Consider the following 20,929-nt stretch of genomic DNA (forward strand, 5'->3'; position numbering starts at 1 on the left):
ATTAAGACTTAAGGGTTATCAGTTTTTCTATAACTGCGGGATAGTGTTCATGTTCTAACTGATGGACCTTTTCAGCAATTTCTTCAGGCGTTTTGCATTCTTCAATATTGGTTTTGGCCTGAAAAACGATCCCTCCTTCATCATAATGCTCATTTACATAATGAATTGTAATGCCGGTTTCTGCTTCTTTATTTTCCAAAACAGCTTTGTGAACATTCATCCCGTACATTCCTTTACCGCCATATTTTGGCAACAAAGCCGGGTGAATATTTACAATTTTATCAGGATAGGCGGCAATAATCGATTCGGGAAATTTCAAAAGAAATCCAGCCAAAACAATTAAATCCGGTCCAATTTCATTTATTTTATTTAAAATAGTACCGTCAGAAAGCTCCGTTTTATCAAAAACTATCGTTGGCACATCGTTGTTTTTTGCTTTTTCCAAGACTTTGGCATGCAAATTGTTAGACAATATCCCGACCACGTTTCCTTGACTGCTCTCTTTAAAATGTAATATGATTTTTTCGGCATTTGATCCCGAACCAGAAGCAAATATTACAATCTTTTTCATTTATCCTTTGATTTTATTATGCAAAAAAAAGGATAATAAATGATAAATAATTAAAATTGACTGTCTTTGTGAAATTAATTTTCTAAATTCGTGGTAAGATTTATTAACTAAAAAAGTTGTATTAAAATAAAGTTTTTTATTTTTGCCAACTAATTAAAATTTAAAATTAAAGATTATGTCAGACATTGCATCAAGAGTAAAAGCGATTATCGTAGACAAATTAGGTGTTGACGAAAACGAAGTTGTAACAGAAGCAAGCTTCACTAACGATTTAGGAGCTGATTCATTAGACACTGTTGAGCTAATTATGGAGTTCGAAAAAGAATTTGACATTCAAATTCCAGACGACCAGGCTGAAAACATTGCTACTGTAGGTCAAGCTATTTCTTACATCGAAGAAGCTAAAAAATAATATTACTAGACATCTGTAAGTGAAACACCTTACAGATGTTGTTATTTTTTAATGTCTTTTTCAAAATCTTTTGTAGATTTGTACAAACATTGATTGTATTACAATCATAAAAAAATTTATGTAATACCCCATTGTTTCTTTTAGTAATTATTAAAAGTGCTGTGGGTTTTTTTATATTAAACAAAACCAACTAAACTATGCAACTAAAGCGAGTAGTAGTAACAGGATTAGGCGCCTTGACACCTATAGGCAACAATATTCAAGAATATTGGAATGCATTAATAAACGGTAAAAGCGGAGCTGCCCCTATTACGTATTATGACACCGAAAAACACAAAACCAAATTTGCATGCGAAGTAAAAAACTTCAATGTAGAGGACTTTATCGACAAAAAAGAAGCCCGACGCATGGATAAGTTTGCACAATATGCTGTTGCCGCAAGTGAGGAAGCTATAAAAGATGCCGGAATCACCAATGACAATGTTGACAAACAGAGAGTCGGTGTAATTTGGGGTGCTGGAATAGGCGGTTTAGAGACTTTTCAAGAAGAAGTCTTAAGTTACGCAAAGGGAGACGGAACTCCACGTTTCAATCCTTTCTTCATTCCAAAAATGATTGCTGATATCGCTCCTGCTCACATTTCGATGAGAAACGGATTTATGGGACCAAACTACACTACGGTTTCTGCTTGTGCTTCATCAGCAAATGCCTTAATTGATGCCTTCAATTATATCCGTTTGGGAATGTGTGATGTCATTATTTCAGGTGGTTCTGAAGCAGCCGTAACTATTGCAGGTATGGGAGGATTCAACTCCATGCAGGCCTTATCTACCAGAAATGAAAGCCCGGAAACTGCTTCAAGACCTTTTGATGCAACTCGTGATGGATTTGTTTTGGGTGAAGGAGCCGGCGCATTGGTTCTTGAAGAATATGAACACGCTAAAGCACGTGGCGCTAATATATACTGTGAGTTAGGAGGAGGTGGAATGTCATCAGATGCTTACCACTTAACAGCACCACATCCGGAAGGAATTGGCGTTATCGCAGTAATGAAAAACACATTGAGAGATGCAGGAATGAATCCTGAAGATGTTGATCACATCAATACGCACGGAACTTCAACTCCTCTTGGGGATGTTGCCGAATTAAAAGCGATCAGCCATGTTTTTGGAGATCACGCTAAAAACATCAACATCAACTCAACAAAATCAATGACAGGACATCTTCTTGGTGCAGCCGGAGCTATTGAGGCTATTGCATCGGTGCTGTCAATCAAACACGGTATTGTTCCTCCTACCATCAACCACCAAGTTGTAGACGAGAACATCAATCCTGAATTAAACTTAACGCTAAACGTAGCTCAAAAAAGAGATGTAAAGGTAGCAATGAGTAATACTTTTGGATTTGGCGGACATAACGCCTGTGTTTTATTCAAAAAAATAGATTAATAAGCTCTGTATATGAGTATTATTAGAAAAATATTTTCAAATTCCCGTTCTCCAGAAGACGGGATTTTTTTTGCAAAAATTGAGAAAATCCTAGGTTTCAAGCCAATGAATCTGTTTCATTATCGTCGGGCATTTACCCACAGATCCATGAATATCATTGATGAAGAAGGAAATCCTTTAAATTACGAAAGACTGGAATTTCTGGGAGACGCCATGTTGGGTTCGGTTATTGCGGCTCATTTATTTAACAAAGTTCCAACCGGCGATGAAGGTTATTTGACCAAAATGAGATCCAAAATTGTCAGCCGCGAACATTTGAACGAACTTGGAAAAGATCTTGACTTAATCCAATTCCTTGAAAGCAAAGTCTCGTTGCATAACTTCGGGGAAAATATCTACGGAAATCTTTTTGAAGCGTTTGTTGGCGCTATTTATCTTGACCTCGGTTTTATCTTTTGCGAAAAATTCATCCACAAAAAAGTCATCAAACCTTATGTGGATATCGACAAACTGGAAGGCAAAGTCATCAGCTACAAAAGCTTACTGATCGAATGGTGCCAAAAAGAGAAGAAAACCTTCCATTATAACATTTATGATGATGAAGACGCTGGAAACCTAAAATATTTCGGTGTCAAATTAAGTATTGATGGAAAAATTGTAGCCAAAGCCAGAGCCACTTCAAAAAAGAAAGCGGAAGAAATTGCCTCAAAAAGAGCTTATTTTGTCTTTCAGACCGAAATTGACAAGAAATAATTCCTTTTCATCGAAACGGAGGCATTTCCAGTAATTATTTAGCACAAACCTAACTTTCTAAAGTAGTTAGTAAACGATAGAAATAGTATATTTACATTTTATTTTGAATATACTATGGCAATTCATAAAATACAACTTGAAGATTTTGACCAGGTTGATTACAATTTAGTTGCAATTCATACCTCACTGGAAGATTTCCGTCTGGCATTCAAAATAAACCAGAATTTAACCATTTCGCTTAGTAAAAACGAATGCGAAATTCCTATTGAAATCAACAAAAAAAAAGCTTCCTTTTCAAGATTTACGTTTGATGACGAAGAGAAAATGATGCTTTGGAATTTAATCCAAAACAAACAGGAAATTGAATTGCCCGTTCAGACAGCTGCGGTAAACTTATTCGACAGCAGCAGCGTTATGACACAAATCGCACTGGTTTCTGAATTAAAAAAAGTGGATTATTTTCTAAAAATAGAACACGACAACCAAATTAAAATAAAAGACATTATAAATAAACTCAATAAAATTGATTCCATAAGCACAGTATATGAAGTGGATGCTAATGAAATCAAATCAAAAAACAATTTAATTTTTTAAAAATGCCTACAAGAAAAAAGACCAAAATTGTAGCTACGCTCGGACCGGCCTGTAGTACAAAAGAAGTTATCAAAGATATGATTGATGCCGGAGTGAATGTTTTCCGTATTAATTTTTCCCATGCTGATTATGCAGATGTTTCGGAAAGAATCAAAATCATCCGCGAACTGAATGAAGAAAATGGGTACACAACAGCTATTCTTGCCGATTTACAAGGGCCAAAACTCCGTGTAGGTGTAATGAAAGAGTATGTGGTCGTTCACGATGGTGACTTGATTACTTTCCAGACAGCCGACGATATTCCGGGAACTTCCCAAAGAGTTTATATGAACTACAAAGAATTTCCAAAAGATGTAAATCCAGGCGAAAGAATCCTTCTGGATGATGGAAAACTGATTTTTGAAGCAGTAGAAACCAACAGAAAGACAGAAGTTATTTGTCGTGTTATCCAAGGTGGCCCTTTGAAATCCAAAAAAGGAGTCAATTTACCTAATACCAAAGTTTCTTTACCTGCTTTAACTCAAAAAGACATCAAAGACGCTCTTTTTGCTATCGAGAATAATGTCGACTGGATCGCGCTTTCATTCGTTAGAACACCTAAAGACTTAGAAGAATTAAGAGATTTGATTAACGACAATTCGGATCATAAAATTCCTATTATTGCTAAAATTGAAAAACCGGAAGCAGTAAACAATATTGATAAAATCGTTGCTTTTTGCGACGGTCTGATGGTAGCTCGTGGCGATTTGGGTGTTGAAATTCCAGCCCATGAAGTACCACTTATTCAAAAGAAATTAATCCACCGAGCTAAAACTGCCCGTATACCAGTCATTGTAGCCACACAAATGATGGAAACCATGATTACCAGTTTAACACCTACCCGTGCCGAAGTAAACGACGTGGCCAACTCCGTAATGGATGGTGCCGATGCCGTAATGCTGTCCGGAGAGACTTCAGTAGGGAATTATCCTGTACAGGTAATCGAAAAAATGACGCAGATTATTGAAGCAGTTGAAGATTCTCCGCTAATTCAGGTTCCGCAAAACCAGCCGCAGATCAAGACCAACCGTTATATCACTAAAAACATCTGTTATCATGGTGCTGTCATGGCAAACGATATCGAAGCAAAGGCTATCACTACACTGACCAATAGCGGCTATACAGCCTTTCAGGTTTCAGCGTGGCGACCTCACTCTCATATTCTGGTTTTTACGTCCAATAAACGCATCCTAACGCAGTTAAATCTACTTTGGGGAGTCAATGCTTTCTTATATGATAAATTCGTAAGCACAGACGACACCATTGATGATATCAATCAGATTGCCAAAGACAAAGGATTTGTTAAAAAAGGAGACATGCTCGTTAACCTTGCAGCCATGCCGGTAGCAAACAAAGGAATGGTGAATACTTTACGCATTTCGGAAATAGAATAATCAAAAACGTAACATAAAGAAAAACCCAACGGATAATTATCCGTTGGGTTTTATTATTTAAAGTACCTGGATTGCTTTCTTAAAAATTTCTATCCATTAAAAAACTAATGATGAATACCCAATGAACGACTGTTTATGTCTTTCATTAATTTTGCATAACATCCTAACAATATTTTACGCTTTGGCCTGGTACTTAATCCAGAATCCTCGTCCATTGAACCATCTATACCTTGTTGATAAACAATAATTCCTTGATTTAAATCATAAACTTCCATAAACACCCTACCATAAGTCATTTGTTTTAAATAATAACTATGCGCTGAAAAATCAAAATTACTCAAGTCACTTCTTTGATCCTGGCATTTGATATTGATATAATAATCATAACCCGTACCTGTTTTCAAGTCTAATATGGCTGATTTAGTAGGATTTAGCGGAATTTTAGAAGCTAAAAATAAGGATTTCTCTCTTAAGGAATAAGAAATTCGTTCCTTAAGATGTTCTGAAAAATCTTTTAAAACCAATTCGGTTAATTCATCTTTAACATAGGCATGAACCTCAATATTACCTAGTAGCCATTTGCCTTTAGAAAAATCCAATCCTGTCGTTTGTACAGGATTTACTTTCTGATAAAAGGCTTGCGAGCAAGAACATAGTAAAAGGAACAATAAAAAAATAAGGGGTATTCTTATCATAATGAAAATTTAGATTTCTCAATGTTTACTGGAGAATTCGCGCGAAAATAATCAATTAATCAACAAGAAAAAACATATAGATTAATTAAAACTCAAACCGCAATTGCACCACTACAGTTTTTTTAATCTCCGTATTCAAGTTGTTCAGCGAAATACCCAACAGCCGGACCGAATCTTTCATCCGTTCCTGATACAGCAATTCTTTGGCGGTTTCAAAAAGCAATCCTTTATCGGATACAAAATACGGCAGAGTTTTACTTCTTGTTTGTTGGGTAAAATCAGAATATTTAATTTTCAGAGTAATGGTTTTCCCTGAAATCTTGTGTTTCAACAGCCTTCTGGACAGTTCCGAAGCAATTCGTTCCAGTTTTTCTTCCATAAAAATCTCTGAAGTCAGGTTCGTATTAAATGTGTGTTCTGCAGCAACAGACTTAGTTGTTCTGTTTGGTTTAACGGCACTATTTGAAATGCCACGTACAAGATAATAGTAATGTCTTCCGCTTTTCCCGAAATGCTCGTCCAGAAATTCAATCGATTTCGATTTCAGGTCGGTTCCTGTATAAATTCCCAAATAATACATCTTCTCCGTGGTCACTTTACCAATACCATAAAATTTCTTGACATCTAAAGATTCCAAAAAGGATTCTACTTCTTCTGGATTGATGGTTTTCTGCCCATTAGGTTTATTGTAATCTGAAGCAATTTTGGCAACAAACTTATTTACCGAAATCCCCGCAGAGGCTGTTAGTCCAACTTCTTCAAAAATACGTTTCCTGATTTCTTCAGCAATCAGTGTCGCACTGGGATTCCCTTTTTTGTTCTGGGTAACATCAAGATAGGCCTCATCCAGCGATAGCGGTTCAACCAAATCAGTATAATCATGGAAAATTTTCCGGATTTTCTTCGATATCTCTTTGTAGCGATCAAATCTCGGTCGGACAAAAATAAGATCCGGACACAAACGCTTCGCCTGAATACCACTCATGGCACTTCGAACACCAAATTTTCTGGCTTCATAACTTGCCGCAGAAACAACTCCACGCATCTCGCTTCCGCCAACAGCCAATGCCTTTCCCTTTAATTCAGGATTGTCCATCTGCTCAACAGAAGCATAAAAAGCATCCATATCAACATGGATAATTTTTCTATGTGTAATTGAATCACTCATCACACAAATTTATATATCTTTAACCTAACTTTTATTTTATGATTGAAATTGAACGCAAATTTTTAGTTTTAAATACTGATTTTACGGATTTGGCCACAGCCAAAAACAGAATTGTACAAGGCTATTTGAATTCGGAACCAGAACGTACTGTCAGAGTACGGATTAAAGGAGAAAAGGGATTCCTGACCATCAAAGGAAAAGGAAACGAATCCGGAACAACGCGACTGGAATGGGAAACCGAAATCCCTTTGGCTGAAGCCGAAAAATTGCTTTCAATTTGCGAAAAAGGTTCCATCGACAAAACGAGATACGAAATCCCTTTTGGCCATCACACCTATGAAGTGGATGTTTTTTATGGTGACAACGAAGGTTTAACTATCGCTGAAATTGAATTGGATTCGGAAACCGAAACATTTGAAAAACCACATTGGCTGGGCCGCGAAGTAACCGGGGACAACCGGTATTACAATGCCTACTTAAGCAACCATCCCTTTAAGGAGTGGTAAGAGGCGAAGGCAATGGCGGCTCAGGTTTTAACTGGGCGACTTCAATCTTGACCCGCATTTCTCCACCGCTTTTATTCACGGCAAGATACATATAGGCTTTTCTCGACAAGTCAATTTCCCGACCCCTAACATAAGGTCCCCTGTCATTGACTGTCACAATAGCCGATTTCCCATTACGCAGGTTGGTCACGCGAAGTTTTGTACCAAAGGCCAATTTACGGTGTGCAGCCGTAAACTTGTTATTGTCAAACCGCTCTCCGCTTGCTGTCCTTTTGCCATGGAATCTTTTGGCATAATACGAAGCGTGTGCATTTGATTTGTATAATTTATAGTTGTAAAGCCCCTCACTTTCAATGATTAAGCTGTCCAATATTGCTATTGAGTCTACTTTGACCGTATCCTGGACCGCAAACTTATTGAGGGCGAAAGAAGTCTTGCCAAATTTCCGGAATGAAAAACTGAAGATTAGAATAATGGCTATCGTTGTGGTAATTACCAATAAAAATCTATCTCTCATGATTGCTTTTTTTAACATTACTCACTTATTTACAAATACCATACCCAAAACAAAAAAGTCCTATTTATTTAGGACTTTTTAACGTATTTAGAACCATAATGACCATGGGATTCTACTTAATATCAACAACAATCCCAAACCGTAAAATACGGCTATCGATTTAAATTTTGCAGTGCTGTCTTCAGTCCTTTTATGTTTTGACCAGCCAACAGTGATCAATACTATCGCGATAATATTGATTAATGGGTGCTCTAACGATGTTAAGCGTAAGGCTGCGTTTTTCATTTCTCCGAAGGCTGAAGCACCGAGTGGCGATACAAAATAAACCAGCAAACCAATTACCAACTGCAAATGCGTGGCAATCAATCCAAGCAACGCAATTTTCCTGTCTTTTGCCGTAAATTCTTTTTTAGAAGAGAACCCTATCGCACTGTTTGCAATGGCGACAACCAGGAATAACAACACCAGATAAGCCCAACCGGAATGGAACTTTTGAATAAAATCGTACATTTTGTTTGTTTTAGTTTAAACAAATATAAATAAAAAAACAAAACCACACTTAGTAAGTGTGGTTTTGAATTGTATAGAAATTGTTCTATTAGAAATTGTATGAGAATGTGAAATTCCATGTTCTTCCGAATCCGAAGAAAACCTGGTTAGCTGTAGCTACTCCATCATATACTCTACCGGCATCCTGATAAGTAGGCGCTCCTGGAGCTGCACTCACTTTATCATCCGCAAAAATGTTAGTTCTTGCTTCAGCGATATAAACTTCGTCTAGTATGTTGTTCACATTAAATCTAAGATTAAATGAATCTTTACTGTCTTTTGTTCTGTATATTTTATATGATATACCTCCATCTACCAAACCGTAATCTGGCAATTGCAATGATCCTTTATGAGTTTCAACAGAGAAATTATTAGGAGAGACTCTTGCATATAATTTATCTGAGAATCTGTAATTTCCATCAATTTTTAAATTTTTTGCCACTTCATAGTTTGCACCAAAACTAGCTGTCGTTTGAGCAACGTCTCCCACTTTTACACCATCTAAATATAAAGTAGTTGAAGTACCTCCGCCAATAATCTCGTTATTAGCATCATATCTTTTACTAGTACTATTTCCATCATATTCCCAATTTCCTAATGAGAACATTGCATTTAATCCTAATTTAGGTAATGGATTAGCGTTTAATTCTACCTCTACTCCTGAATGAATTTCTGTAATCCCGGCAAAGTCATAATACCCACCAATATTATCAGCAGCAGCATCTGTTGAACGCTGGTATCTATCTTTCCATGAAGTATAATATAAATTTAATTTAGCGTTAAACTTAGACGATTTGAACCCATAACCAGCCTCAATTCCTAAGATCTTCTCATTCGTTAAATTCTCATTTATTTTTGATCTGTTGTTAGGATAAACCGCATTAAAGAATGGTTGTTTAGAATAATAACCTGCATTAGCAAATACATTCATCTGCTCGTTCAAATTATAATTTGCTCCTCCTTTTACGTTACCCCCAATTATCTTTTCATATTTAGTTTCATGTAAAGGATCTGTTGTCAAATATGTGAAATAATCTTTTTTCTTAAACCCTTGTTGAGAAATTCCACCTTGAATAAATGCAGATAATTTTTCTGCTGAATACTCTAATTGAGTAAAAGCACCATACCAGCTTACTTTACCATCGTTGTTGTATTCAATTTTTTCCTGATCTTTAACATCAGTAAATGGATTGAAACTTGGTGAAGCAGAATATGTTTGATATAAAGTTCTTGTAGGATTGTTAATGTCATTTGCTAAATAAACTCCTCCAGCACCAGTTGCTAAATTAGCCTGATAACCGTCAGCACCTAATCTGTCATTAACGACTTGGAAATGGTATCCTGTGTATGTTCTGGCATCAATTCCAAAATCCAAAGTCAATTTGTCAGTTAATTTTGTATTTAAGTTGATAACTGTACCATACCAGTCGTGTGAGTTTACAGAAGCTCTTCTTGTAAAACCAGTTGTTCTGTTTGTGATATATTCACCTTGAGCATTTGGAGCTACCTGAGCACCTGTAATACCAGGCAATACTGTTTGTCCGTTAGCAGCTGAATATTGACCTGTGTTAAATGCAGCAAAATCATCAAATGGAACTAAACCATTAGCCGTTTTAAACGCGAATGGAGATTTACCAATATTACTTGTTCCTCCTCCACGTCCCCATGAACCATAGAAAACAGACGAGATTTTCATTCTATCAGAAAGCTTGACATTGTAGTTTAACGAAGCTACCGGTTTATGATAGTAGTTTCTCGCCCAAGAAAATTCCTGACCTTTATAATAACCCCAATCTGAATTATATTTGATATTTGGCTCTCCACCAACTCCATATTTTATATGATCTGCAATTGTATTTGCAAAATTTCTTTGGTTATGCCATTGAGGCGCTCCAGTAAAAGTAAATTGGATATCCTGCTTTTCGTTAATTTCATAACCCAAACCAATAAAATAGTTTTGTCCAGAAAATTCAGTACCGTCAGCATACATATGCCCTTCAGTATTACTCAACAAAATCGAAGCAGATAAACCGTTCTTCATTTTTCCAGTAGAATAAGAAGCTAATGTTTTTACATAATCGTTATTTGCTAAAGTTGCAGAGATTGTGCCTCCTTGTTTCATGTCAGCAGTTCTTGTGATAACATTGATTGTACCGCCTACAGATGAAATTGCTAATTTAGAAGAACCTAAGCCTCTTTGTACCTGCATTGCTGAAGTTACATCAGACAAACCCGCCCAGTTACTCCAGAAAACTCTTCCGTTTTCCATGTCGTTAACAGGAACACCGTTAATCATAACAGCCACATTTTCCTGACTGAAACCTCTTACACTTATTCTTGAATCTCCAAAACCACCACCTGATTTAGTAGCATATACAGATGGAGTATTTGCTAAAATTTCAGGAAATTCCTGGTTACCTAATTTATCTTTAATTTCTGAAGCTTTAATTGTTGATACAGCAACAGGCGTTTTTCTGTCTTTTGCAATGTCAATAACTGTAGATGTTACTACTACTTCACCTAGTACATTGTCATCGCTTTTTAAAACGATAGTTCCTAAATCTACAGTTTTTCCATTTGCAACAGAAAAATCTATTTTTTGAGATTTAAAACCTAAAAATGAAATGACAATTTTACCGTTAGAAGCTGTTGTATTTAATGTAAAACTTCCATCAAAATCTGATGTTGTTCCTACAGAAGTCCCTTCAATTACTACATTGGCACCAGGTAATGGGCCTTTTTCATCGAAAATCATACCTGTAATTTTTCCTTGTGCGAATCCCGAGGAAACGGCAAGAAAAAAGAAAGTCACTAAAAACCAATTTTTCATGTTTCTCATTGTGTGATATTTAATTTTTTGTTTGTGCAAAATTGCCACAAATAATTATCACTAATGTTAACTTAATGTTAATAATATGCTTGCATAATATCAATCAAAAACTATAAAAAATTAGATTTTTTGAATATAGAATGATTTTTTATTGAAAAATCAACAATAAATCGACGAATTAGGCTTTTTTCAAAAAATAATTCAATAAAAATTCAGTTGAAGAATCGTGCGATTTTACCCTTGAAGTGTTAATTTCTTCTAAAATTGAGTCTGCTAACTGCTTTCCTAATTCGACACCCCATTGATCATAACTGTGTATATTCCAAATCATTCCCTGAACAAAAATCTTATGCTCATAAATAGCAATCAAAGACCCCAAAGTTTCCGGCGTCAGCGAATTGATTACAATAGTATTTGTTGGCTTATTTCCTGGAAAAACTTTAAAAGGCAATAAAAAATCTGTGGCATCTGTTTTAATACCTTGCTTACCAAATTCAATTCTCACTTCTTCTTCAGTTTTCCCGTTCAGTAGGGCCTCTGTTTGAGCGAAGAAATTAGACATTAATTGATTATGATGACTTTTATCTCCATGCAGAGAATGTATAAATCCGATAAAATCGGTCGGAATCAGTTTTGTTCCCTGGTGTATTAATTGAAAAAAAGCATGTTGGGAATTCGTTCCAGGCTCACCCCAAATAACCGTTCCCGTTTGATAATTAACAAGATTTCCATCGCGATTAATGCTTTTTCCGTTGCTTTCCATTACTGCTTGCTGCAAATAAGGCGTCAATTTTTGCAAATATTGAGTGTATGGGATTATGGCTTCACTTTCGACACTAAAAAAATTATTGTACCAAACACTTAAAAGAGCCAGAATTACCGGTATGTTTTTATCAAAAGGGCTATTTTTAAAATGCTTATCCATTTTATTAGCGCCAAGAAGTAATTTATCGAAATTATCGAAACCGACAGACAAACTGATTGTCAATCCGACGGCACTCCATAATGAAAATCGTCCCCCAACCCAGTTCCAGATAGGAAAAATGTTTCTTTGATTAATTCCGAATTCCGTGGCTTTTTGAATATTTGTTGAAACTGCCACAAAATGTTTAGCAATATCTTCTTCAGTTGCTTCTTTAAGAAACCATTTTCTGATTGTTTTGGCATTAGACAGTGTTTCTTGAGTCGTAAAGGCTTTGGATACAACCACAAACAAAGTTGTCTCTCTATTTAATCCTTTGAGTACTTCCGTTACATGATCGCCATCAACATTGGAAATAAAATGGATATTCAGGTGGTTTTTATAGAACTGAAGTGCTTCAACAGCCATACTTGGCCCTAAATCCGAACCTCCAATTCCAATATTCACAATATCAGTAAATGGTTTGCCTGTGAATCCTTTTGTTTCTCCCGAAATAATCTGATTTGTAAAGTCTTTGATTTTTCCTTTTACTTCAAAAATTTCCGGAACTATATTTTGCCCGTCTACAAGAACAATATCGTCCTCATTGGCGCGTAAAGCCGTGTGGAGAACCGATCGACCTTCCGTTTGATTGATTTTATCTCCCGAAAAATAATCTGAGATTGCTTCTTTTAATCCTATTTCTTCAGCTAAATCGACTAATAAGTCAATGGTCTTCAGATTGATTCTGTTTTTGGAATAATCCACTAAAAACTGCTCCCATTCAATATGAAATTTTTGTGCACGCAAGCTATCCTCTTTGAACATTTCCTGCATCGAAACATATTGCATCTCTTTAAAGTGTTCGGTAAGTTTTTGCCAGGCTTTAGTTCCTGTAGGATTTATAGACTGTAATGCCATTTTTTGATTATTCGTGGATTGATTATTCGTTTAATCTATGAAGTGCGAAATTACAATTTTAGTTTTTAAGTTTCTGTTTTAGTCTGTATAAAGCCGACATCTTTGTAATTAAGATTCAATTCAGCAAATTTTTATGAACTTGGAAATTCATCGAGATTATTTTAAAGCGGCTACACTGTCTAATTCTCTTTTTAGCGGAGTCATATATTCAATAAAGCGAGGTTTATTTTTACTGTCCATTGGGGCCGAATTTGGCAATTTAAGCTTTAGCGCATCTACCTGTTTGCCATTTTTCCAGAAACGATAACATACATGCGGTCCTGTAGCCAGACCAGTGCTTCCAACTTTACCGATAACTTGTCCTTGCGCTATGTGTTGACCACGACGCACTAAAATCCTGGACATGTGCAAATATTGTGTTGAATAGGTTCTGTCATGCTTCACTTTTACAAAGTTTCCGTTTCCTGCCGTATATCCCGCCTGTTCTACCACACCACTTGCTGTACTCATGATTGGAGTTCCGGTTGGTGCTGCATAATCAGTCCCACTGTGGGCTTTCCATCGCAATTGAACGGGATGAAATCTGCTTTTAGAAAATCTGGAAGTGATATTGATAGATTTAAGAGGTGCTTTCAGAAAAAAGTTCTTTAGTACTTTTCCCTCTTCATCGAAATAATCTATTTTTCTATCGGAAGGGTTCTGCTTGAATGGGAATGCATATATTTTCTTGCCTTTATATTCAAAAAAAGCAGCATGAATACTATCTATTCCGTCATAAACCGTATCGTTTATAAATCTTTCGGTAAATGTAACGGCAAATTTGTCTCCTTTTTTGGATTTAAAAAAATCGATAGACCATTTATAAACATTAATCAGTTCGCTAGACAACGATGCAGCAACTCCTTCGTTTTTTAATGTTTCGGACAAAGAACCGTTTAATTCGCCGGAAATAGTCCTTCTTTTGAACGTAATAGGTTTCCTTTTCTTATTAACCTTAGCAATAGAATCCCTAAAATCGACTACATAATAATTAAGTTGATCCGGTTGGTAAATAAAATACTGAAGTTTTCTTGTTTTGTCTTTTGAAAGTAACATGGTGTACGGCTTTCCTATTCTCACCAGCTTTACATTGAATGAATCTTTTACCTTTGCAATGATATCATAAACCTGTTTCCCGTTTAGGTTTTGCTTTTCAATTATACTTCCGAAAGTATCATCTTTCTTAATTGTGTCATTGATTACTGAAAAATCATTTAATCGAAAACCAAAATCATAGACGATGGGTTCTGGCTTTTTTACAGGCAGAACGGAATCTTCATTGTCTTTTTTACATGAAATAATTACTAGCGCAATGACTAAAAGCGTTATAAATTTTTTCAAATGATCTGTTTTTTTGATTATTCGCCCCAAGTGGCTAATTCTTGTTCAGACCAAAGTTCGGGAAAAAATATTCTTCTTTGATACTTTGGATGCATGTATTTTTTCCAATCGCTTCCGCCAGTCGCTTCACCGTCTCCTTTTCCGTTGTCGATATATTTTCTGGCTGCATTTAAGTGCCCCATAACCCAGGTAATATTCACCGTATGATCGTAATGACGCATTGCCGCAATTAGTTCCGGATTCTTCTGATCGCTTTCAGGAATTTCTTTAAATTTTCTCCAAAGATTGATTGTATTGTATTCTTCCATACAATCTAAAAATTCCTTCTTATATCTCTTTTCGAATTCTTTCAAGAAATAAGATTTCTCTCCGGTAGCATAATCTTTCCCTGCAGCCTGCCAATACAAATGTTCTAAAGCGTGTTCGTAAGGAGTATTTCTATCTATAGTCGCTCTGAAACGATAATCAATCAGATTGATCAAATCCGTTGAGCAAAATTCAATCATACGATATTGAGCGCTTTGGAAACCACTTGCCGGTGTCAGTGTATGGCGGAATTTCATATACTGCTCTACTTCCATTCCGTCACCCATAATAGTGAAAGAAGTGGTTAGCATATCAAAATAACGACTGATACGCATTAATCTTTCTGTAAAAAATGCTGTTGTGGGTTTTTCAGTATAAGACAACTGCTTTATTTCCCACAAAATCATTTTAAACAGTAATTCATTGATTTGATGATACATGATAAACACGTTTTCATCTGGCAATGTAGTTCGTTGAACCTGCAGATTTAAAAGCGCATCAGTTTGGATATAATCCCAATATGTTATGGGTTTAGACCACAACAAACCTTCCAGATGAGCCTCTGTTTTTTGATTTAATGCTTTGTATTTGTCGTCAATTTCTTGAACAATATTTGAAAACTTACTCATAATAATTTTAATCAGGTATTACCATAAAAGGATTTTGAAGTCCCTTGAAAGATTCTAAATCAGCCTTTAGAGAACCAACAGCCAAACTGGCCTTAATTCGTAAAGGCATTTTATTCTCGTCGTCTGAAATCCAGACAGTTAAACTTTCTTCTTCTTTAAAAACACGGCCAGATTGCACCAGCGGTCTGAAAACCATCGTTTTTACTTTCCCAAAAGTAGTTTTTATTGTTTCCCTGCCAATGAATTTTAGCTTAAATTTCACAATTTCATCATCAAAAAACATATCGATCATAATAGCTTCTCCTACCTTTAATTTATTGATGTTAGGATGATTCCTCAGGTAATAGAATGAAGACACAATGTCTTGAATATCCTCAGTAACATTGAACGTCTTTTCAGTATTGTTTTTATAATCTTTAATAAAAACGCTGTTTTTATCCTGATTAAAAAACCCCTCTTGATTTTTAGTATAGCCGCCTTCGTCTATCTTACGAAGAAATTGATAAGGTTTGGTAGTTGCTTTATCAAAAAAACTTTGGTAATGGTCTTCTACTTTAAAAAACATTTTGGTCATACCGGTTGTATAACCATAACCTACTGCATAATGGACTTTTTTATTATTTTTTGTAGCTTCTTTTAACTCAAGTGTTGCGTAACCCGCAGTAACAAGACCGTAATGGATTCTGAATTTAAACCATTCGCCAGTAGTAAAGGCGCCATTGTCTTGTCCTTTTGCAATAACAGAAATAAGTAGTGCGAATAATAGTAATTTCCTTTTCATTTTTTGTTGTTTTATATTCTTTGTAAAAGAAGAATACAATATTCATTCCAAAAATACTAAAAACAAAAAAACCCAGCCAAAAAATGACTGAGTTTTTATGCTATTAACCAACCAAAAAACTATAAATTATGAAAATTTATACAATTCGAGGGAACCACCCCTCTTAATTGCTCTGCAAAGGTAGGCTATAAATTCATTTAATTCAATGAAAAATCAACTTTAACATTTTTTTATCAAAAATAACATCATTATAAAGGCAGATGTTATTGAATTGTTAATAAAATTAACTTTTTACTACAAAGTTCCTCTTTTTGCCTGCTCTCTTTCAATAGATTCGAACAAAGCTTTGAAGTTTCCGGCACCAAAACCTTTGGCTCCCATTCTTTGAATGATTTCGAAAAACAATGTTGGACGATCCTGTACCGGTTTAGTAAAGATTTGCAATAAATAACCATCTTCATCGGCGTCAACCATAATGGCTAATTTCTCGATAACAGACAAATCTTCTTTCATCATCTTCATATGCTCACCCAATCTTTCCGGAATGGCTTCGTAATAAGCATGTGGTGGTGCAGATAAAAATTCAACTCCGCGGGCTCTTAGTTCAGAAACGGTTTTAATGATATCATCAGTAGCGATAGCCACGTGTTGTACACCTGGACCACCATAAAAGTCTAAATATTCTTCAATTTGTGATTTTTTCTTTCCTTCAGCCGGCTCGTTGATTGGGAATTTAATTCTTCCGTTGCCGTTAGACATTACTTTACTCATCAAAGCAGAATATTCGGTATTTATTTGCTTGTCATCGAAAGAAAGGAAATTCACAAATCCCATTACATCTTCGTAAAACTTCACCCATGTGTTCATTTCGCCCCAACCTACATTTCCAACCATGTGGTCAATGTATTTTAACCCTGTTGGTTCTGGATTATAATCCGACTTCCATTCTTTATATCCCGGAAGGAAAATTCCGTTGTAGTTCTTACGCTCTACAAAAATGTGAACTGTTTCTCCGTACGTGTAAATTCCAGAACGGACTACTTCTCCAAATTCGTCTTTTTCAACTGTAGGCTCCATAAAAGAACGTGCCCCGCGCTTCATGGTTTCTTCGTATGCACTGGTAGCATCTTCAACCCAAAGAGCCGCCACTTTTACACCATCTCCGTGTTTTCTCAAATGCTCATTAATTGGAGAATCTGCTGTTAGCGGCGTGGTCAATACCAAACGGATTTTGTCCTGCTTTAATACATACGATGCTTTGTCTTTTACTCCTGTTTCCAATCCGGCATACGCCAAAGACTGATAACCGAAAGCCGTTTTATAGAAATGTGCCGATTGTTTTGCATTTCCAACATAGAATTCTACGTAGTCTGTTCCTAAAAGCGGAAGGAAATCCTGCGCTCCTTCAAATATTTTTTCCAGTCCGTATTCAACTGATTTTACTTCTTTACTCATTGTGTTTATTATTTTGTCCGATTTCGTTGTATTGCTCACCGGAATTGTTGTTGTTATTTGTCTCTAGCCCTGATGGAAACGGCATCCTTTTTATCCTGAACTTGTTTCAGGATCCTGAAACAAGTTCAGGATAAAAAGATAAAGTGGACAGCAGGAAAGAGCTCCTTATTCTACCCAAGATTTATAGTATTGTCCGTCATCTAACCCCATGGCTTCTTCTGTAACCATTAAAGGGCGGAACGTATCGACCATTACTGCCAGTTCGTAAGTTTCGGTATGTCCGATGCTTCTTTCCATGGCTCCAGGTGCGGGTCCGTGAGGAATTCCTTTTGGATGCAAAGTGATATGACCTTGCTCAATATTGTTTCGACTCATAAAATCTCCATCTACATAGTACAATACCTCATCGCTGTCGATGTTGCTGTGATTGTATGGTGCAGGAATTGCTTTTGGATGGTAATCGTACAAACGCGGACAGAACGAACAAACTACGAAAGTAGCCGTTTCGAATGTCTGATGCACCGGTGGCGGCTGGTGAACACGCCCTGTTATAGGTTCAAAATTGTGAATGCTAAATCCGTAAGGAAAATTATAACCATCCCAACCAACAACGTCGAAAGGATGCGTAGCATATACTACTTCGTGCATCATGCCTTCTTTTTTGATTTTGATTAAAAAATCTCCTTTCTCATCATGCGTTTCAATTTCGTTTGGCAAAATAAAATCACGCTCGCAAAACGGAGAATGCTCCAGATGCTGTCCCGATTGGTTTTTATAGCGTTTAGGAGTATAAAAAGGCGTGAACGATTCTACATAAAACAAACGATTTTCTGACGTTTCAAAATCGATTTGATAAATCATTCCTCTTGGGATGATAAGGTAATCACCGTATTCAAACGGAATATTCCCCATCATAGTGCGTAATTTCCCTTTTCCTTTGTGAATGAAAATCATTTCATCGGCATCGGCGTTTTTGTAGAAATAATCGCGAAGGGATTTTCTTGGCGCTGCCAAACCAATTGTACAGTCTTTATTGACCAACATGGCTTTGCGGCTGTCTAGGAAATCGTCTTCGGGTTTTAATTCGAAACCTTTAAATAATAATGATTTGATGTTTTTCCCAATCGCTATTTTGGGTTCAACCGAATAGGACTTGCGAATTTCTTTTACCTGCGTAGGTCTGTGAACATGGTACAATAAGGACGAATGCCCATGAAATCCTTCGGTTCCAAAAAGCTGCTCGTAGTACAAACCGCCGTTAGGTTTTTCAAATTGTGTGTGTCTTTTTTGAGGAAAATCCCCCAATTTATGATATAGTGGCATAATTTTCTTTGTTTAAATCTTAGAAATTTAAAGATTATAGTTTCCTCTTAATCTTTAATTATAAATCATAAAGAAAAGGCTCATTCAGGATTTCTCTTGATGAGGAATTTAAGATGCGCCAGTAAACCTATCCATGACTCAATCATAACACAAATATCGGAATTTTTATTGAAAGTGTATAAAATAAAAAATCCCAAAAAGTAGTTCTTTTTGGGATTTTTTATATTTAAATAAGACTATTCTTCATTAGAATTATTCAACTTACTGTTTTTCTTTCCGTAGGCAAAATAGATAATTAGTCCCAGAACCAACCAGCCTGCTAATCGTACCCAGTTTGTCCATCCTAATCCTGCTATCATAGCCAAACACACTCCAACTCCAAGTAACGGAACCAAAGGCACAAAGGGAGTTTTAAATTCTCTTTTCATATCCGGATGTGTTTTTCTTAAAACAATTACAGAAATACAAACTAAGATGAATGCGAATAAAGTACCAATACTCGTCATATCACCAACGATATCTCCCGGAATAAAAGCTGCAAACAATCCAACTATAACTAAAATAGCCAAATTTGCTTTGTAAGGAGTTTTGTATTTTGAATGTAAATCACCAAATGCTTTTGGCAACAAACCATCTTTACCCATAGAGTAAAAAACTCTTGATTGTCCTAACAACATTACTAATATTACTGATGTAAATCCGAATAAGATAGCTACAGTTACAAACTGAGCCAACCATCCATAACCTGGCATTGCAGAAGTAATAGCATTGGCTACTGAAGCTTCTTTTCCTCCGGTTCTAAAAAACTCTATTGATTCAAGACCTGTTAAAACGTGAGCAAAAAGTATATATAAAATAGTACATACTGCTAATGATCCTAAAATACCAATTGGCATATCGCGTTTTGGATTTTTCGTTTCCTGTGCTGCTGTACTTACTGCATCAAAACCAATAAATGCGAAAAACACAGTTCCTGCTGCTCCAAGGATTCCCCAAATACCTCCAAAACTATGACCTACGCCATGCTCGTCTGTGAAAACAGAGGGCTGAGGAATATATGGTGTATGATTCGCTGGATTAATAAAATTCCAGCCTAAAACGATAATCAAAACTACAATAGTAACTTTCACTATAACAATTAAACTGTTCACAAATGCTGATTCTTGTGTTCCTTTAATCAAAAGCAAACTGATTACTGCTACTATAAACAATGCCGGTAAGTTGATAATTCCATTTACACCCTCAGGAGAAACCTGAAATGGAGAGTGGCATAACTGATAAGGAATCGGACTCGTATGCAGCACATTGACCAGTAAATTATTGAGGTATTCACTCCATGCAATCCCTACAGTTGCTGCTCCTACTGCATATTCAAGAATTAAATCCCATCCAATGATCCAGGCAAGTAACTCGCCCATTGTCGCATATGTATATGTATAAGCACTTCCTGCAATTGGAATAGACGAAGAAAGTTCGGCATAACACAATCCTGCTAATGCACAACCGATAGCTGCAACAATAAATCCAATAGTTACTGATGGCCCTGCACTTTGAGCAGCAGCTGTTGCTGTTCTAACAAAAAGTCCAGCTCCAATAATAGCTCCAATTCCTAGTGCTACAAGTGACCAGGCAGTTAATGTTCTCTTTAATCCTTTTTCAGATTCTGACGCTTCTGCAAGTAGTAACGTCAATGATTTTCTTTTCCAAATAGACATAAAATAAGTGTTTGGTTTTTTTAGTGTCCCAAAAATAGACTT

19 protein-coding genes are annotated in these 20,929 nt (G+C 36.1%); 6 read left to right on the top strand and 13 right to left on the bottom strand.

The window, feature by feature from the left end:
• Position 1: 1 nt before the first annotated feature.
• On the bottom strand, positions 2-571 hold the full coding sequence (locus ACRDEC_RS06660; RefSeq protein WP_431497556.1) for a phosphoribosylglycinamide formyltransferase: 570 nt from the start codon (positions 569-571) through the stop codon (positions 2-4).
• Positions 572-746: 175 nt separating this feature from the next.
• Here ACRDEC_RS06660 and ACRDEC_RS06665 point away from each other — a divergent pair, with 175 nt between their 5' ends.
• From ACRDEC_RS06665 to pyk, 5 genes are all read left to right on the top strand, one after another.
• Entirely contained in the window at positions 747-983 is a 237-nt protein-coding gene (locus tag ACRDEC_RS06665) for an acyl carrier protein (protein ID WP_007137004.1), read from the top strand.
• Between the two features lie 197 nt (positions 984-1,180).
• Positions 1,181-2,431 carry a beta-ketoacyl-ACP synthase II gene (fabF, locus tag ACRDEC_RS06670; protein WP_431497557.1) on the top strand — a complete coding sequence of 417 codons (1,251 nt, stop codon included), beginning with the start codon at positions 1,181-1,183 and terminating at the stop codon, positions 2,429-2,431.
• Between the two features lie 12 nt (positions 2,432-2,443).
• Positions 2,444-3,184 (top strand): ribonuclease III, encoded by a 741-nt coding sequence (rnc, locus tag ACRDEC_RS06675; protein ID WP_431497558.1) that lies wholly within the window; start codon positions 2,444-2,446, stop codon positions 3,182-3,184.
• A gap of 114 nt (positions 3,185-3,298) precedes the next feature.
• Positions 3,299-3,778 (top strand): IPExxxVDY family protein, encoded by a 480-nt coding sequence (locus tag ACRDEC_RS06680; protein WP_431497559.1) that lies wholly within the window; start codon positions 3,299-3,301, stop codon positions 3,776-3,778.
• Between the two features lie 2 nt (positions 3,779-3,780).
• Entirely contained in the window at positions 3,781-5,211 is a 1,431-nt protein-coding gene (gene pyk / locus ACRDEC_RS06685; protein ID WP_431497560.1) for a pyruvate kinase, read from the top strand.
• Between the two features lie 104 nt (positions 5,212-5,315).
• On the opposite strand, the gene ACRDEC_RS06690 is transcribed toward pyk, so the two are convergent.
• Positions 5,316-5,906 carry a hypothetical protein gene (locus ACRDEC_RS06690; RefSeq protein ID WP_431497561.1) on the bottom strand — a complete coding sequence of 197 codons (591 nt, stop codon included), beginning with the start codon at positions 5,904-5,906 and terminating at the stop codon, positions 5,316-5,318.
• A gap of 85 nt (positions 5,907-5,991) precedes the next feature.
• Complete coding sequence (gene dinB / locus ACRDEC_RS06695; protein WP_431497562.1) at positions 5,992-7,074, bottom strand: DNA polymerase IV; 1,083 nt, start codon at positions 7,072-7,074, stop codon at positions 5,992-5,994.
• 38 nt (positions 7,075-7,112) lie between these two features.
• Between dinB and ACRDEC_RS06700 the strand changes: the two genes are divergently transcribed.
• Positions 7,113-7,580, top strand: coding sequence for a CYTH domain-containing protein (locus ACRDEC_RS06700; RefSeq protein WP_431497563.1), 468 nt, complete (start codon positions 7,113-7,115; stop codon positions 7,578-7,580).
• On the opposite strand, the gene ACRDEC_RS06705 is transcribed toward ACRDEC_RS06700, so the two are convergent.
• From ACRDEC_RS06705 to ACRDEC_RS06750, 10 genes are all read right to left on the bottom strand, one after another.
• Positions 7,567-8,097, bottom strand: coding sequence for a septal ring lytic transglycosylase RlpA family protein (locus tag ACRDEC_RS06705; RefSeq protein ID WP_431497564.1), 531 nt, complete (start codon positions 8,095-8,097; stop codon positions 7,567-7,569). The genes ACRDEC_RS06700 and ACRDEC_RS06705 overlap by 14 nt on opposite strands.
• An 87-nt stretch (positions 8,098-8,184) precedes the next feature.
• Positions 8,185-8,607 carry a hypothetical protein gene (locus tag ACRDEC_RS06710; RefSeq protein ID WP_431497565.1) on the bottom strand — a complete coding sequence of 141 codons (423 nt, stop codon included), beginning with the start codon at positions 8,605-8,607 and terminating at the stop codon, positions 8,185-8,187.
• A gap of 88 nt (positions 8,608-8,695) precedes the next feature.
• Complete coding sequence (locus ACRDEC_RS06715) at positions 8,696-11,485, bottom strand: TonB-dependent receptor (RefSeq protein ID WP_431497566.1); 2,790 nt, start codon at positions 11,483-11,485, stop codon at positions 8,696-8,698.
• A 169-nt stretch (positions 11,486-11,654) separates the two neighbouring features.
• Positions 11,655-13,298: a glucose-6-phosphate isomerase gene (gene pgi, locus ACRDEC_RS06720; RefSeq protein ID WP_431497567.1), complete on the bottom strand. Its 1,644-nt coding sequence runs from the start codon at positions 13,296-13,298 to the stop codon at positions 11,655-11,657.
• A gap of 156 nt (positions 13,299-13,454) precedes the next feature.
• Complete coding sequence (locus ACRDEC_RS06725) at positions 13,455-14,678, bottom strand: peptidoglycan DD-metalloendopeptidase family protein (RefSeq protein ID WP_431497568.1); 1,224 nt, start codon at positions 14,676-14,678, stop codon at positions 13,455-13,457.
• 17 nt (positions 14,679-14,695) lie between these two features.
• Entirely contained in the window at positions 14,696-15,613 is a 918-nt protein-coding gene (locus ACRDEC_RS06730) for a tryptophan 2,3-dioxygenase family protein (protein WP_431497569.1), read from the bottom strand.
• A gap of 7 nt (positions 15,614-15,620) precedes the next feature.
• The gene (locus ACRDEC_RS06735; RefSeq protein WP_431497570.1) at positions 15,621-16,394 is read right to left on the bottom strand and encodes a DUF3108 domain-containing protein; all 774 of its coding nucleotides are present in this window, start codon (positions 16,392-16,394) and stop codon (positions 15,621-15,623) included.
• 294 nt (positions 16,395-16,688) lie between these two features.
• Positions 16,689-17,849: a 4-hydroxyphenylpyruvate dioxygenase gene (hppD, locus tag ACRDEC_RS06740; protein WP_431497571.1), complete on the bottom strand. Its 1,161-nt coding sequence runs from the start codon at positions 17,847-17,849 to the stop codon at positions 16,689-16,691.
• 165 nt (positions 17,850-18,014) lie between these two features.
• Positions 18,015-19,172, bottom strand: a complete 1,158-nt coding sequence (locus ACRDEC_RS06745) for a homogentisate 1,2-dioxygenase (protein WP_431497572.1) — start codon at positions 19,170-19,172, stop codon at positions 18,015-18,017.
• Positions 19,173-19,408: 236 nt separating this feature from the next.
• Complete coding sequence (locus ACRDEC_RS06750; RefSeq protein ID WP_431497573.1) at positions 19,409-20,887, bottom strand: amino acid permease; 1,479 nt, start codon at positions 20,885-20,887, stop codon at positions 19,409-19,411.
• Positions 20,888-20,929 lie beyond the last annotated feature (42 nt).

The organism is Flavobacterium sp., from assembly GCF_050696275.1.
Classification (GTDB): domain Bacteria; phylum Bacteroidota; class Bacteroidia; order Flavobacteriales; family Flavobacteriaceae; genus Flavobacterium.

Excerpts from the sequence above, each read along its gene's own strand:
- ACRDEC_RS06700 (WP_431497563.1), top strand. The coding sequence starts at position 7,113 with ATGATTGAAATTGAACGCAAATTTTTAGTTTTAAATACTGATTTTACG.
- ACRDEC_RS06745 (WP_431497572.1), bottom strand. The coding sequence starts at position 19,172 with ATGCCACTATATCATAAATTGGGGGATTTTCCTCAAAAAAGACACACA.
- ACRDEC_RS06665 (WP_007137004.1), top strand. The coding sequence starts at position 747 with ATGTCAGACATTGCATCAAGAGTAAAAGCGATTATCGTAGACAAATTA.
- ACRDEC_RS06730 (WP_431497569.1), bottom strand. The coding sequence starts at position 15,613 with ATGAGTAAGTTTTCAAATATTGTTCAAGAAATTGACGACAAATACAAA.
- ACRDEC_RS06735 (WP_431497570.1), bottom strand. The coding sequence starts at position 16,394 with ATGAAAAGGAAATTACTATTATTCGCACTACTTATTTCTGTTATTGCA.
- rnc (WP_431497558.1), top strand. The coding sequence starts at position 2,444 with ATGAGTATTATTAGAAAAATATTTTCAAATTCCCGTTCTCCAGAAGAC.
- ACRDEC_RS06690 (WP_431497561.1), bottom strand. The coding sequence starts at position 5,906 with ATGATAAGAATACCCCTTATTTTTTTATTGTTCCTTTTACTATGTTCT.
- ACRDEC_RS06680 (WP_431497559.1), top strand. The coding sequence starts at position 3,299 with ATGGCAATTCATAAAATACAACTTGAAGATTTTGACCAGGTTGATTAC.
- ACRDEC_RS06715 (WP_431497566.1), bottom strand. The coding sequence starts at position 11,485 with ATGAGAAACATGAAAAATTGGTTTTTAGTGACTTTCTTTTTTCTTGCC.
- ACRDEC_RS06750 (WP_431497573.1), bottom strand. The coding sequence starts at position 20,887 with ATGTCTATTTGGAAAAGAAAATCATTGACGTTACTACTTGCAGAAGCG.
- pgi (WP_431497567.1), bottom strand. The coding sequence starts at position 13,298 with ATGGCATTACAGTCTATAAATCCTACAGGAACTAAAGCCTGGCAAAAA.
- pyk (WP_431497560.1), top strand. The coding sequence starts at position 3,781 with ATGCCTACAAGAAAAAAGACCAAAATTGTAGCTACGCTCGGACCGGCC.
- ACRDEC_RS06705 (WP_431497564.1), bottom strand. The coding sequence starts at position 8,097 with ATGAGAGATAGATTTTTATTGGTAATTACCACAACGATAGCCATTATT.
- fabF (WP_431497557.1), top strand. The coding sequence starts at position 1,181 with ATGCAACTAAAGCGAGTAGTAGTAACAGGATTAGGCGCCTTGACACCT.
- ACRDEC_RS06660 (WP_431497556.1), bottom strand. The coding sequence starts at position 571 with ATGAAAAAGATTGTAATATTTGCTTCTGGTTCGGGATCAAATGCCGAA.
- ACRDEC_RS06710 (WP_431497565.1), bottom strand. The coding sequence starts at position 8,607 with ATGTACGATTTTATTCAAAAGTTCCATTCCGGTTGGGCTTATCTGGTG.
- dinB (WP_431497562.1), bottom strand. The coding sequence starts at position 7,074 with ATGAGTGATTCAATTACACATAGAAAAATTATCCATGTTGATATGGAT.
- hppD (WP_431497571.1), bottom strand. The coding sequence starts at position 17,849 with ATGAGTAAAGAAGTAAAATCAGTTGAATACGGACTGGAAAAAATATTT.